This is a genomic window from Halothece sp. PCC 7418 (assembly GCF_000317635.1).
In the GTDB taxonomy this organism is placed as follows: Bacteria; Cyanobacteriota; Cyanobacteriia; order Cyanobacteriales; family Rubidibacteraceae; genus Halothece.
In genome coordinates this window covers 2820675-2833243 of record NC_019779.1, presented here as the reverse complement: position 1 = coordinate 2833243, position 12569 = coordinate 2820675, and the positions used below count along the sequence as shown (strand labels likewise).

Sequence of the window (12569 nt, the reverse complement as noted above, 5' to 3'; positions counted from 1 at the left end):
GGTTAACTGTTGTCATAACGTCCTTGTAATAATCCTGTTAACAACGACGCTGGCGGTTGACTATAGGGCCAAGCAAAAGCATGGCGAAAAGCAGCTTCTTGACAGGCTTGCAGTTGTTCAAAGTTGATCACATCAAGGGTCAGCAGATTTTCGTATTCAAACGGTAACCGAACATTGTGTAAGCCCGCATTGTCGGTACAAATGGCGATATCAACCCCCGCTTCAAAGCAACGATCAAATACGGTTTTCAGTTGCGAGAGATTATCTAAAGTCCCCGTTTTCGTGTAGGTGGTGGGACAAACTTCTAAGCATTGCCCCCATTCTGCCAATTGTGGGAGCAGTTCGGGGTATTTGAGGGGGATTTGAATGCCATGACCGATCCGCATTAAATAGGGCAAAAGATCGGGGTATAAGCCATCGCTGGTTTCAAAGACATGACCCGTTGTTTTTAAATCGCGCGATCGCGCATACTGATACAATCCTTTTAATTCATCTAATCGCTCAGCATACAGGGCATCGCCTCCCGCCAAATCCACCGCACAGACATATTCAGGATGATCCGCAGCTAAATCAATAATCGCCCGATTCACCTCATAAGACAACCGAGAGTGCATACAGAGAATCTGACTGGTAATGATGGGATATTCCCCAACTTTGCTAGCTTCTCCCACAATTTTCACAATATCCCGCATCTGATCAATGCGTTGAGACGGATCTAGACTTTCATCAGTGCGTAAATAAGGGGTATAGCGTAATTCAAGATAAGCCAGGTTTTCAAACACATAAGCTCCCCTAATCAAGCGATAGATAAAATAAGGTAAAGTTTCGGGCGTTTGGACACTTTCCACTAAAGTGTGTAATTCTAAATATTCTTCTAAAGTATTACGAGGGCGGGTGTAAAAATCTTCAAATTCCGAATAATCCTCAAATGGTTCTGCTTTTGCGGTATCTCGTCGTTGAAAATAACGCCACAACACCCGAGGAACAACCGATCCGCCTAAATGACGATGTAATTCTGCATACAGTGCCACGAGAACTCTCCCCTTAAAATAACTAACGAGCTTCTAAATAAGAATTGACAATTCCTAGTTTAAGTGATAAATATTGTAGTTTGTCAGCCATTTCCTAGACTCAAATCTCTAGGTCAAGAAATCCCTGTGACATTCCCACGAGGAGAAAATCCCAGTGAGGCAAGCAGATTTATGGCTGGTCATTGCTGAAAACTGTAGCCCATTAGAAAAAATAAAGAGAACTCTTGGCTAACGTTATTGTAATTGGAGCCCAATGGGGCGACGAAGGTAAAGGTAAGATTACTGACTTGCTTAGTAAGTCAGCCGATATCGTTGTTCGCTACCAAGGAGGGGTCAACGCTGGACATACCGTCGTTGTTAAAGATCAAACCTTTAAACTACATCTGATTCCCTCTGGAATTTTATATCCAGAAACCCAATGTATCATTGGCTCGGGAACAGTGATTGATCCCCAAGTGCTAATCGAAGAGTTAGACCAACTCGCAGCACTGAATGTTTCAACGGAAAATCTAATGATTTCCCAAACTGCTCATGTGACAATGCCCTATCATCGGCTTATTGATCAAGGATCAGAGCAAAAACGGGGCAGTAAAAAAATTGGGACGACTGGACGCGGGATCGGTCCGACTTATGCGGATAAATCAGAACGTACTGGAATCCGCATTTTGGACTTGATGAATCGCGATCAAGTTGAGGAACAATTAGAATGGACAATCAACTATAAAAACGTCCTTTTAGAAAAATTATATGATCTGCCCCCATTAGAACCAAAAGCGGTAATTGAGGAATATCTCGGCTATGCGGAACGGTTACGTCCTCATGTTGTGGATAGTTCCCTCAAAATTGATGAAGGGATTAAGAAAAAACGCAATATTTTATTTGAAGGGGCGCAAGGGACACTGTTAGATTTAGATCATGGCACTTATCCCTATGTCACTTCTTCCAATCCTGTAGCTGGCGGGGCGTGCATTGGTGCAGGGGTCGGTCCGACCATGATTGATCGCGTGATTGGTGTCGCAAAAGCCTATACCACCCGTGTGGGAGAAGGCCCGTTTCCCACAGAATTAGACGGAGATTTAGGGCAAGAACTCTGCGATCGCGGTGCAGAATTTGGCACAACCACAGGTCGCCGTCGCCGTTGCGGTTGGTTTGATGCGGTCATTGGACGTTATGCCGTCCGCATCAACGGCATGGACTGTCTCGCGATTACCAAACTCGATGTCCTCGATACCCTTGCTGAAATTAAAGTCTGTGTTGCCTATAATATTGATGGGGTGCGTTGTGAGAATTTCCCCAGTAGTGCCTTGCGCTTTGCTCGTTGCGAACCGATTTATGAAACTTTACCTGGTTGGCAACAATCAACAGCAAGCTGTCGCAATTTGGAAGACTTGCCGAAAGCTGCGCTGAATTATCTGAAATTCTTAGCGGAATTAATGGAAGTTCCCATCGCGATCGTTTCCTTGGGAGCAAGTCGTGACCAAACCATTATCGTCGAAGATCCCATTCACGGACCGAAACGGGCGCTTCTCGATGAGAATGGCACACCGATCGCGCACCAACCCCATGAGTCTTCTACATCTCCTTTTGGCAACTAATTGCTGATTTTTAATCTGAACACCTACTTACTGAACAAGAAACCATGACAACCACTGTTAAATTTGAATGTCAAACTCGACCCGAAGGGAGTAAACCGAGAGCGTTGCGTCGTGACGGGTTAATTCCTGCTGCTTTATACGGTCATAAAGGCGCAGAATCGATGTCTTTGGTGGCAAAAGCCAAAGATGTGGAAATCCTGCTGAAAAATGCGTCTGTAAATAATACCCTAGTGGAAGTGAATGTTCCCGAAACCTCTTGGAAAGGACGCGCTTTAATTCGGGAAGTGCAAAAACATCCTTGGCGACCCGATATCTATCACGTCAGTCTTTTTGCTGTCGCGGGTCAAGATAGCGTGGAAGTTGTCGTTCCCGTACACTTAGAAGGGGAAGCTGAAGGCGTTAGAGAAGGCGGACTCTTAGAGCAAATTATCACGGAATTAACGATTCAATGTCCTCCGAGTCAAATTCCAGAAGTGATCAATATTGATGTTACCGAAATGCCCATCGGAACAACCCTCCACATTAGCGAGTTAAAGCTACCCGAAGGCGTTACCGCCAGTGATGATCCTGAGCGTACTGTTTTAACCATTGTCGAAGGTAAAACCGAAGAACCCCCCGCAGAAGAAGGTGAAGCAGAAGAAGGCATCGAAGGCGGTGTGGTCGAAGAATTGGGCGATGTTTCCGTCTAAAGAGTGTCTTGTAGTCTTGTAGGGTGGGCATTGCCCACCCTACGATAAAATAGGGCTAAAACTGATTCGTTTGATTTAATCCACTTCTAAATGATTCCCTGAGTCGAGGGAAAAGGAGGTGGCCTCCAGAGTCGTCTTACCGAGCCGTTGATTGAGAGCAGCGATCGCGCGGACAAATTGAGGATCTTGTTGAGTCCCTTGTAACTCTGGATTCGCTGATAACCGCAACTGGTCACTGCGCTCTAAACTGGTTTTAATATCGGGTTCAATCCCTTTTTTATTGATATCCGTGCCACTGGGAGGATAATAGCGAGCAACTGTCACCGCAATCCCTGAGCCATCAGAAAGAGAATTGACCGATTGCACCGTTCCTTTGCCATAAGTTGGGCTGCCAACAATCACTGCTCGGTTGTTATCCTTAAGTGCTCCCGCCAGAATTTCGCTGGCACTAGCGGAATTCCCATTAACCAAAACGGCTAAGGGGCGATCCGTGAGTTGGGTGCGATTGGCTTGAAAATCGCGATCGCCACCCGTGCGATCCACAGTAGAAACAATCGCCCCTTGTTCTAACCACATTCTTGCCATTTCAATACTGGCGTAGAGCAATCCCCCTGGATTATTGCGTAAATCAAGCACATAGGCTTCAGCCTTTTGTTCTTTGAGATCAAGAATCGCTTCTCGCATTTGTTCTGCTGCGTGGGAACTAAACTCTTTCACCTTGATATAACCGACGCGAGTTTCCTCGGTTTCTCGTAGTTCATAAGTTACTCTGGGTAACTCAATTTGAGCGCGAGTGAGGGTGAGAGCAAATAAGCCTTTTCCACGGCGAGACAGTTGCAGTTTCACCTCAGTTCCCGACTCACCGCGAATTAACTCTGAGGCTTGCTCTAAACTTAACAAAGCCGTGGGTTGACCATTAATAGCAACAATTTCATCTCCCGCTTGAATTCCTGCTGCTGCTGCGGGAGAATCAGGAATGGGTTCAACCACGGTTAAAGATTGATTTTGTTCATTAATTTCAAGGCGCAAACCGACCCCCGATAATTCTCCTGAGGTTTGGTTGGTTAAGGATTCATATTCTTCAGGATTCAGGAAGCGCGTGTAGGGGTCATTCAGTTTATTGAGTGCTTTGCGTATAGCGCGATAGGCTTCCGCTTTAGAAGTGTAGTTCCGTTCTAAAAGTTCCTCTCGGGTCGTTTCCCAATCATCATGGTTAAATTCGGGATCAACATAACTTTGATTGACAATTTGCCAAACTTCATCAACAACGGTTTTCGGACTTTCGGTGAGACTCGCTGCAGCAGGTAAGGTAATACTTGGCATCAGCCAAGAAACACTCATGATCGTTCCCGCGAGGGTTGCTGAGCGAACGTATTTTTTTAAGCGGTGGCAGGAGGTTTGATTCATATTGTCTTGTCTTTTTCCGATCAGGTGCGTTCTCAACCCAGATTACAATTGAAACTTAAATTATGATGAAAAGAGGAAATCATCCTAGTGGGGTCAGGGATTATGGAAGCGTTTGCACTTCTTGTAAATAAAGTTCCTGAGCGCGTTGCTGGTGGAGAACAATTGATGTTGACTTTATTTTGGCTTGAATGGTCACGGTTTGACCACTTTCTGGTGCAGAATCAGTGGTGATAACCCAAATTTGTCCAGTGTCGTCTTGGAGTTGGTAGGCGGTTTGATTGAGCAAAGGAGCGCGATCGCGCACGATTCCTTGCACATAAACAGATGTTCCCATTTTACGATCTAATTCAGCGATGGGAGTTGGGAGGGGCGTTTTTTCCACACAAGCGGTCAGTCCAAGTAACACTAAGACCAGACTCCTACCGAGCAATCGAGATAATACTGGCACAAGATCCGTAGTTTCAAATGGCACAAAATCTGAGAAACTATCATAGAGTGTCCTCCATTTTGATCAATTTTGCAATGACCTCTCAAATGGCGCAGCGATTAGACGGAAAAGCCCTTGCTCAGCAGACTCAAGGGGAACTCAAACAGCGGATTGAAACACTCAAGGCTCAGGTGGGACGCTCTCCTGGCTTAGCCGTGATTATGGTGGGAGATGATCCAGCAAGTGAAGTTTATGTCCGTAACAAAAAACGAGCCTGCGAAAAAGTTGGCATTATTTCCTTTGGGAAACATTTTCCAGCCAACATTACCCAAGCCGAACTGGAAGCAACCATTCATGAACTCAATGAAGACCCAGAGATTGATGGGATTTTAGTGCAACTCCCGCTTCCTAAACATTTAGATGCACCGCAAGTGATCTATCAAATCACGCCCGATAAAGATGTCGATGGCTTGCATCCCAATAATTTAGGACGTTTAGCGCGGGAAGAACCCGGAATTAGAAGTTGTACCCCTGCTGGAGTCATGCGGTTATTAGAAACCTATAATATTTCCGTTACCAGCAAAAAAGCATTGGTTATTGGGCGCAGCAGCCTAGTGGGAAAACCTTTAGGCTTAATGTTACTAGAAGCTAATGCTACTGTAACCATTGCTCATATTTACACGCCCCCTGAAGAATTAAAAGAACTTGCCCAACAAGCCGATATTTTATGTGTTGCGGTGGGAAAACCCAATTTGATTACAGCCGATATGGTCAAACCAGGTGCAGTGGTCATTGATATTGGGATTAACCGCATTGAAGGAGAAGATGGGAAAGTGCGCTTGACTGGGGATGTTGATTATCCTGAAGTCGAGAAGATTGCCAGTTATATCACTCCTGTTCCAGGGGGAGTGGGACCGATGACCGTTGCCATCCTGCTAGAAAATACCGTGGCAAGTTTTGAACAGCGTTGTTTTTAAAACAGCCCCCCTTGACCCGTAAAATATAAAATCGAGTTGCAACCCAAGAACTATTCTTCACCCAAACCCAAACCATGACAATGACTGATCAATCGATTTGTAAGCAAACTCTAGCCTTTGATCTCGATAGCTATCTCCAAGCCCGAAAAGCGATTGTGGAAAAAGCTCTAGATCAATCGTTGCGGGTGGGCGAACCGCCTCAAATCTACGAAGCCATGCGCTACTCTTTGTTAGCGGGCGGAAAACGGTTACGCCCGATTTTATGTTTAGCCACCTGCGAGTTAGTGGGGGGAAGCATTGAAATGGCGATGCCCACCGCTTGTGCCTTAGAGATGATTCACACCATGTCATTGATTCATGACGATTTACCAGCGATGGATAATGATGATTATCGTCGCGGAAAACTCACGAATCATAAGAAGTTTGGTGAAGATATTGCGATTTTAGCTGGGGATGGGTTACTCGCTTATGCCTTTGAGTATATTGCGACTTATACCCAAGGGGTTGAACCAGCTGCCGTGTTAAAAGTTGTCTCGAAATTAGGTCATGCTGTGGGCGCAACTGGGTTAGTTGGCGGTCAAGTGGTGGATTTAGCCTCTGAGGGAAATCCAGATATTAATCTCGAAACGCTCAACTATATTCATACCCATAAAACTGGAGCGTTATTAGAAGCCTGTGTGGTCAGTGGGGCAATATTAGGGGGAGCAACTGAGGAAGATTTAGGGCGCTTATCTCGCTATGCTTATGATATTGGTTTAGCTTTCCAGATTGTTGACGATATTCTGGATATTACTGCTACCCAAGAAGAACTCGGTAAAACAGCAGGGAAAGATCTCGAAGCCGATAAAGCTACTTATCCTCGGTTGTTAGGGCTAGAAGCGTCAAAAGCAAAAGCCGATGAGTTAACCGAAGCTGCTTGTGCAGAACTTGCTTCTTATGGCGATTCCGCTATGGCGTTACAGGCGATCGCGCAATTAATTGCTAATCGCAAGAATTAATCATGGAAAACTTTGCCAGTATCGTTGAAAATCATCTGCTTTGGGTTTCCCTGATTGCTTGCTTAGTTGCCCAGGGACTCAAGTTGGTGATTGAATTCCTCCGTGAAGGAAAATTTGATGCGCGATCGTTGTTTACAACGGGGGGAATGCCCAGTGCTCATTCTGCTTTAGTTGCCTCTCTGGCTACTGGTGTCGGGATTCGAGAAGGCTGGGAAAGTACCGATTTCGCGATCGCGCTGCTGTTTGCCATTATTGTCATGTTTGATGCTGCTGGGGTGCGACAAGCAGCTGGGAAACAAGCTCGGTTGCTGAATCAAATTGTTGATGAACTGTTTCAAGAACACAAGGATTTTAATGAGGAGAAACTGAAAGAACTCCTTGGACATACCCCCTTACAAGTCATCGTTGGGGTTATTCTTGGCATCGCGATCGCGCTGCTAGCTCAACCTTGGCTTTGACATCCTCTCCCGCCAAAGGTTAATTTGCTGTAAGCTGTTACGCCTTCAACTAAAGTGCGACAGTCCTCAATCGAGCGCGATCGCGGATTGAGGAAGGATAGCACAGAAAGCGCGAGGATTCGAGGTCCGAAAATTTCTAAGCCATCAAAAAAATCCTCCACACAAAGTGAAGGATGAAATGAAAACTTTAAACGTCTGGTAATGAAAGATTAAACAATTTAGCAGAATGATTTAACCAAATACGAAATCATCAGCCTCAAGAGTGTCTGCTTCAACTCCAGATAAAGTTGCAAAATCCTGACCCGATAAGCCCAGAATGGTGTCGTTTTCAGACTGAGTTAGGCTCAGATCTTCAAAAGTGAGATCCTCAAAACCATTAATGCCAATAATGTCTTCACCTTGTGTAAAGTCGCTGACAGTATTGATTCCGCTAGGAAGTTCTGCATTCGCTAGGTTAAAGGTATCGGTTCCAGCACCACCGTTAAGGATGTTATCTCCTTGATCGGTGATAAAGAATTGATCATCACCAGCTTGACCAAAGAAACGATCCTCATTCCCTGCAATTAAAATGTCATCTCCAGAGCCAGCGTAAACGGTATTACTGAGTGGATTACCAACAGTATTGATAAAATCGTTACCTGCCCCTGTAAAGAGTATTGAACTATCTCCTGGGACTGCGTCTGGAACATCAATTTCTGAGAAGTCGTCATCACCGATAGTACCAAAAGAAACATTGGGTTGTCCGCCACCTTCATCAGGTTCTTCAGGTTCTTCAGGCTGTTCATCGACTGGTGGCTCAGGCTGTTCAGGTTCTTCAGGTTCTTCAGGCTGTTCACCAACTGGTGGCTCAGGCTGTTCAGGTTCTTCAGGCTGTTCACCGACTGGTGGCTCAGGCTGTTCAGGTTCTTCAGGCTGTTCAGGCTGTTCACCGACTGGTGGCTCAGGCTGTTCAGGTTCTTCAGGCTGTTCAGGCTGTTCACCGACTGGTGGTTCAGGCTGTTCAGGTTCTTCAGGCTGTTCAGGCTGTTCACCAACTGGTGGCTCAGGCTGCTCAGGTTCTTCAGGCTGTTCAGGCTGTTCACCGACTGGTGGCTCAGGCTGTTCAGGTTCTTCAGGCTGTTCAGGCTGTTCACCGACTGGTGGCTCAGGCTGCTCAGGTTCTTCAGGTTCTTCAGGCTGTTCACCGACTGGTGGTTCAGGCTGTTCAGGTTCTTCAGGTTCTTCAGGCTGTTCACCGACTGGTGGCTCAGGCTGTTCAGGTTCTTCAGGCTGTTCAGGCTGTTCACCGACTGGTGGCTCAGGCTGCTCAGGTTCTTCAGGTTCTTCAGGCTGTTCACCGACTGGTGGTTCAGGCTGTTCAGGTTCTTCAGGTTCTTCAGGCTGTTCACCGACTGGTGGCTCAGGCTGCTCAGGTTCTTCAGGTTCTTCAGGCTGTTCAGCTATCGGTGGTTCAGGTTCTTCAGGCTGTTCACCGAGTGGTGGTTCAGGCTGTTCAGGTTCTTCAGGTTCTTCAGGAGTTGGCGTTGGTTCCTCATCTTCAGAGGTCTCCATATCAATATCCATATCCTCAGTTTGATTAGGTCCAGCTTCGGCTTGAGAATCAGCCTCGACAGACTCATCATTAATTGGAATGGCATCGAGTAGTTGATCTTCCATCTTTAATAACTCCTAGATTGTTTCATCTGTAACGTCACTGTAGAGAAGAAATGTGAAGAACTTGAGAAGACTGCGTTAATTTTGTATAGAATGTACAGTTTTTTTTAAGTTCACTAGATATAATCCCAACGCCAATTATTGACTGGATCCTGAAAATTCAATGGCTTGGTTTGACACCAGTTTCTTGTGCTTGTTCGAGTAAGATGGGAGTTGTTTTAGGGAGCGCGATCGCGCGGTTGGCTCAACCTTGGTTGTGATCGTTTTTTTGTTGTTTTTGCGGAGCAGAGCGAATTAGAGGATTATTGTTGGATTGCAGATGGAGTAAATAACTACTGACTGCAATTAACAACACAGCACTTGCAAATAACAGCAGATCGAGCATTGTTTTAATCTCCATCGAAAGTGCTTTCTTAAAAAAACTAATCACCATGACCATGATGATAACTTGTAGAATTTTATGTTTGAGTTGATCGAGATTCTCAATTTGTAAGATCTTGACTTCCTGAAACTGAAAGCGAACATCAATTTCGGAGATAAATAATTCATAAATTCCGAAACTAAAAATCAATAAAACAATTCCAATCAAATAATGATCAATTCCGCCTACTACTTTCGTGATCACCTCAATAAATGCCCCATCTTCTTGATAGTCGGCTTGGAAGCTATAAAGAATTCCTTCTACTACTTCTAAACTACCGATAACAAAAAAATTCAGCGTGCTGAGCAACCCGAAAAGAACTGGAATTAGTGTAAACAAGCGAAATTTCCAGAGGCATAATTCAAAGTAGGCTTCAATCTTTCGGGGATTAAACATGATTGGTTATTGGTTATTAGGTAGAGACGTTCCATGGAATGTCTGTACATTGGTCATTAGTCACTGGTCACTGACCATTACTGATTACTGATTAAAAAAGAGGCTGGATTTGATAAGATGCGATCCAACCTCAAAGAATTAAATTAAGCAGTGGCTTCTGCTTCTAAAGAGGCGAGGGGTTCTGGAATTTCATCTGATGGGGCTTGAAAATTTCCCGTAAGAACAAATTCCAAACGCAACTTTAACCAGTTAATGAAATTAACATCCGTGGAAATCACAGCAACGGAAGGCTGGGGACATTTTTCCTTAACGGATTTCAAACTGGGAGCTTCTAAAAAAGCAGGTTGTTTGACTAACCAAAAGTCAATTTCTTTGTTATGTTCTTTGTAGTAACGATACCGTTCTTCTAAGACTTCTTGAAACGGTTCTTCTTCTAACAGAAATTTCTGGCTGGCTAAAACGTAGTAATAAGTTTGCATCGTTTCCTTACTGTTTGATGAGTGACTTCATTTCACGGACGGCTCTTTCTAATCCTACCAAGACCGCCCGACTGATGATACTATGACCGATATTCAGTTCTTCCATCCCTGGAATCGCAGCAACAGGAGAAACATTATAATAGGTTAAGCCGTGTCCTGCATTTAACCGTAACCCCAGAGAGAGAGCGCGATCGCTGCTGGTTTTTAATTGATTTAATTCTTTCTCTCGACTGGCTTCGGTTTTGGCTTCCGCGTATCTTCCGGTATGCAGTTCAATAATTTTCGCCCCCGTATCGGCTGCTGCTTGAATTTGCGTTGAATCAGGGTCGATAAACCAACTAACAGGAATCTCAGCATCTTGTAACTTTTCTACGATTCGGGTCATTCGAGATAAATCACCTGCAACATCTAGCCCGCCTTCGGTCGTGACTTCTTCCCGTTTTTCTGGGACAATGGTGACATAATCAGGCTTAATGTCTAAAGCAATGGCAACCATTTCGTCAGTGGGAGCCATCTCTAAGTTTAAATGAGATTGTACCGTTTCTCGCAACAGACGAACATCGCGATCTTGAATGTGGCGACGATCTTCTCGTAAATGCACAGTAATCCCATCCGCGCCACCAAGTTCGGCTAATACCGCAGCAGCAACGGGATCAGGTTCGATGGTACGTCGCGCTTGTCGAATCGTAGCAATATGGTCAATATTCACCCCGAGGGTTACGGAGGATTCGGGTTGAGTCATATTTGGATCAAGGAAAATAATAAGCCCGATCCAAGATAACATCTTTTCAAGTTTGCAATTCTGGGAAAAGGTAGCGTTAGATAGCTGATTTCCGATAAAATCACCTCAGGAAGTCTTGCTGAGGAGAAAGGATGAGGAATCAACCCCTAGGCGTTGCGATTGTCGGAACTGGCTTTGGACAAAAAGTCCATATCCCTGTGTTTCAGATTCATGAAGAAACGAAACCTGTCGCGGTATATAATCCCAGCTTAGACAAAGCCCGCGCGATCGCGCAAGAAAACGACATTCCCCACGCCAGTAATCAACTCGACACGATTCTCTCTCTCCCTGATGTGGATGCGGTTAGTATTTCCACACCGCCCTTTTTACACTACGAGATGGGAAAAGCGGTACTGAATGCAGGGAAACATCTTCTCCTCGAAAAACCCCTCAACTTAAACGCGGAAGAAACCCGAGAACTCTATCATTTAGCGCGAGAAAAAGGAGTCGTCGCAGCCAGTGACTTTGAATTTCGCTGTGTTCCCGAATGGCAACTTTTAGCCGAATATTTACAAAATGATTATGTGGGGAAAAAGCGGTTAGTTAAAATTGACTGGGTACTGGGAAGACGCGCCAACCCAGAAGGAAGTTGGAGTTGGTACGCCCAAAAAGAGAAAGGAGGCGGTGCCCTAGGCGCAGTGGGGTCTCATGCCTTTGATTATATTAATTGGTTATTTGGTGGGGTTAATCGCTTGTGTGCGGTACTCTCCACAGCAATTCCAGAACGCCCAGATCCCAAAGAAGACGGGAAACTGAAGTCAGTTGATTCTGATGATACTTGCTTGTTAATGTTAGAATTAGCCGATGGAACGCCCTGTCAATTAACCATTAGTTCAGTGGCGTATCAAGGGCGCGGACATTGGCTAGAAATTTACGGCGATCGCGCAACAGTAGTCCTCGGAAGTGGTAACCTCAAAGATTATATTCATGGCTTTCGCTTTTTAGCAGCACCCGCAGGCGAAGAACTGTCAGAAGTTTTTATTCCCCAACATCTCAGTTTTCCGAAAGTCTATCAAGAAGGGCGAATTGCACCCGTTTTGCGCTTAGTGGATCATTGGGTAAAAGCGATTCAAACCCAAAAACCAATGACTCCCTCCTTGCGAGAAGGAGTTTATTCTCAGTTATTGATGGATTTAACTCACCAATCCCACGAACAAAAGCGTTGGGTAGATGTTCCGAATTTTGAGGTATTTCTAGGACGATCAAACTAGACTGTAGGGTTTGCAATGCCCACCCTACTACTTAGGTGAGATTAGG

At 45.1% G+C, this 12569-nt stretch carries 14 protein-coding genes; 6 read left to right on the top strand and 8 right to left on the bottom strand.

Going from position 1 to position 12569, the window contains the following annotated elements; genetic code table 11:
• Positions 1 to 2: 2 nt before the first annotated feature.
• Positions 3 to 1031, bottom strand: coding sequence for a hypothetical protein (locus PCC7418_RS12845; RefSeq protein WP_015226620.1), 1029 nt, complete (start codon positions 1029 to 1031; stop codon positions 3 to 5).
• Positions 1032 to 1255: 224 nt separating this feature from the next.
• On the opposite strand from PCC7418_RS12845, the gene PCC7418_RS12840 reads away from it, so the two are divergent.
• Complete coding sequence (locus tag PCC7418_RS12840; protein ID WP_015226619.1) at positions 1256 to 2626, top strand: adenylosuccinate synthase; 1371 nt, start codon at positions 1256 to 1258, stop codon at positions 2624 to 2626.
• Between the two features lie 44 nt (positions 2627 to 2670).
• Positions 2671 to 3315, top strand: a complete 645-nt coding sequence (locus tag PCC7418_RS12835; protein ID WP_015226618.1) for a 50S ribosomal protein L25/general stress protein Ctc — start codon at positions 2671 to 2673, stop codon at positions 3313 to 3315.
• Between the two features lie 75 nt (positions 3316 to 3390).
• Here the strand turns inward: PCC7418_RS12835 and ctpB are convergent, their stop codons facing one another.
• Entirely contained in the window at positions 3391 to 4722 is a 1332-nt protein-coding gene (ctpB, locus tag PCC7418_RS12830) for a carboxyl-terminal processing protease CtpB (protein ID WP_015226617.1), read from the bottom strand.
• A gap of 100 nt (positions 4723 to 4822) precedes the next feature.
• Entirely contained in the window at positions 4823 to 5128 is a 306-nt protein-coding gene (locus PCC7418_RS12825) for a hypothetical protein (RefSeq protein ID WP_015226616.1), read from the bottom strand.
• A gap of 116 nt (positions 5129 to 5244) precedes the next feature.
• Between PCC7418_RS12825 and folD the strand changes: the two genes are divergently transcribed.
• The 3 genes from folD to PCC7418_RS12810 all read left to right on the top strand — a co-directional run bounded on the left by folD (position 5245) and on the right by PCC7418_RS12810 (position 7582).
• A complete protein-coding gene (gene folD / locus PCC7418_RS12820; RefSeq protein ID WP_015226615.1) occupies positions 5245 to 6126 on the top strand; it encodes a bifunctional methylenetetrahydrofolate dehydrogenase/methenyltetrahydrofolate cyclohydrolase FolD in 882 nt (293 codons plus the stop codon).
• 74 nt (positions 6127 to 6200) lie between these two features.
• A complete protein-coding gene (crtE, locus tag PCC7418_RS12815; RefSeq protein WP_015226614.1) occupies positions 6201 to 7124 on the top strand; it encodes a geranylgeranyl diphosphate synthase CrtE in 924 nt (307 codons plus the stop codon).
• Between the two features lie 2 nt (positions 7125 to 7126).
• Positions 7127 to 7582 carry a divergent PAP2 family protein gene (locus PCC7418_RS12810; RefSeq protein ID WP_015226613.1) on the top strand — a complete coding sequence of 152 codons (456 nt, stop codon included), beginning with the start codon at positions 7127 to 7129 and terminating at the stop codon, positions 7580 to 7582.
• On the opposite strand, the gene PCC7418_RS20610 is transcribed toward PCC7418_RS12810, so the two are convergent.
• The 5 genes from PCC7418_RS20610 to PCC7418_RS12790 all read right to left on the bottom strand — a co-directional run bounded on the left by PCC7418_RS20610 (position 7567) and on the right by PCC7418_RS12790 (position 11273).
• On the bottom strand, positions 7567 to 7743 hold the full coding sequence (locus PCC7418_RS20610; RefSeq protein WP_171814914.1) for a hypothetical protein: 177 nt from the start codon (positions 7741 to 7743) through the stop codon (positions 7567 to 7569). The genes PCC7418_RS12810 and PCC7418_RS20610 overlap by 16 nt on opposite strands.
• 70 nt (positions 7744 to 7813) lie before the next feature.
• On the bottom strand, positions 7814 to 9238 hold the full coding sequence (locus tag PCC7418_RS19455; protein WP_015226612.1) for a hypothetical protein: 1425 nt from the start codon (positions 9236 to 9238) through the stop codon (positions 7814 to 7816).
• Positions 9239 to 9479: 241 nt separating this feature from the next.
• Positions 9480 to 10052: a YqhA family protein gene (locus PCC7418_RS12800; RefSeq protein ID WP_015226611.1), complete on the bottom strand. Its 573-nt coding sequence runs from the start codon at positions 10050 to 10052 to the stop codon at positions 9480 to 9482.
• A gap of 143 nt (positions 10053 to 10195) precedes the next feature.
• Entirely contained in the window at positions 10196 to 10531 is a 336-nt protein-coding gene (locus PCC7418_RS12795) for an MgPME-cyclase complex family protein (RefSeq protein ID WP_015226610.1), read from the bottom strand.
• A 7-nt stretch (positions 10532 to 10538) separates the two neighbouring features.
• Positions 10539 to 11273 carry a pyridoxine 5'-phosphate synthase gene (locus tag PCC7418_RS12790; RefSeq protein ID WP_015226609.1) on the bottom strand — a complete coding sequence of 245 codons (735 nt, stop codon included), beginning with the start codon at positions 11271 to 11273 and terminating at the stop codon, positions 10539 to 10541.
• Between the two features lie 131 nt (positions 11274 to 11404).
• Between PCC7418_RS12790 and PCC7418_RS12785 the strand changes: the two genes are divergently transcribed.
• Complete coding sequence (locus PCC7418_RS12785; RefSeq protein ID WP_015226608.1) at positions 11405 to 12523, top strand: Gfo/Idh/MocA family protein; 1119 nt, start codon at positions 11405 to 11407, stop codon at positions 12521 to 12523.
• The last annotated feature ends 46 nt before the right edge of the window (positions 12524 to 12569 follow it).

Bases quoted from the DNA above. Each gene is read 5' to 3' on its own strand.
- PCC7418_RS19455 (WP_015226612.1), bottom strand. From the start codon at position 9,238: ATGGAAGATCAACTACTCGATGCCATTCCAATTAATGATGAGTCTGTC.
- folD (WP_015226615.1), top strand. From the start codon at position 5,245: ATGACCTCTCAAATGGCGCAGCGATTAGACGGAAAAGCCCTTGCTCAG.
- PCC7418_RS12800 (WP_015226611.1), bottom strand. From the start codon at position 10,052: ATGTTTAATCCCCGAAAGATTGAAGCCTACTTTGAATTATGCCTCTGG.
- PCC7418_RS12810 (WP_015226613.1), top strand. From the start codon at position 7,127: ATGGAAAACTTTGCCAGTATCGTTGAAAATCATCTGCTTTGGGTTTCC.
- PCC7418_RS12785 (WP_015226608.1), top strand. From the start codon at position 11,405: ATGAGGAATCAACCCCTAGGCGTTGCGATTGTCGGAACTGGCTTTGGA.
- PCC7418_RS12790 (WP_015226609.1), bottom strand. From the start codon at position 11,273: ATGACTCAACCCGAATCCTCCGTAACCCTCGGGGTGAATATTGACCAT.
- ctpB (WP_015226617.1), bottom strand. From the start codon at position 4,722: ATGAATCAAACCTCCTGCCACCGCTTAAAAAAATACGTTCGCTCAGCA.
- PCC7418_RS12835 (WP_015226618.1), top strand. From the start codon at position 2,671: ATGACAACCACTGTTAAATTTGAATGTCAAACTCGACCCGAAGGGAGT.
- crtE (WP_015226614.1), top strand. From the start codon at position 6,201: ATGACAATGACTGATCAATCGATTTGTAAGCAAACTCTAGCCTTTGAT.
- PCC7418_RS12795 (WP_015226610.1), bottom strand. From the start codon at position 10,531: ATGCAAACTTATTACTACGTTTTAGCCAGCCAGAAATTTCTGTTAGAA.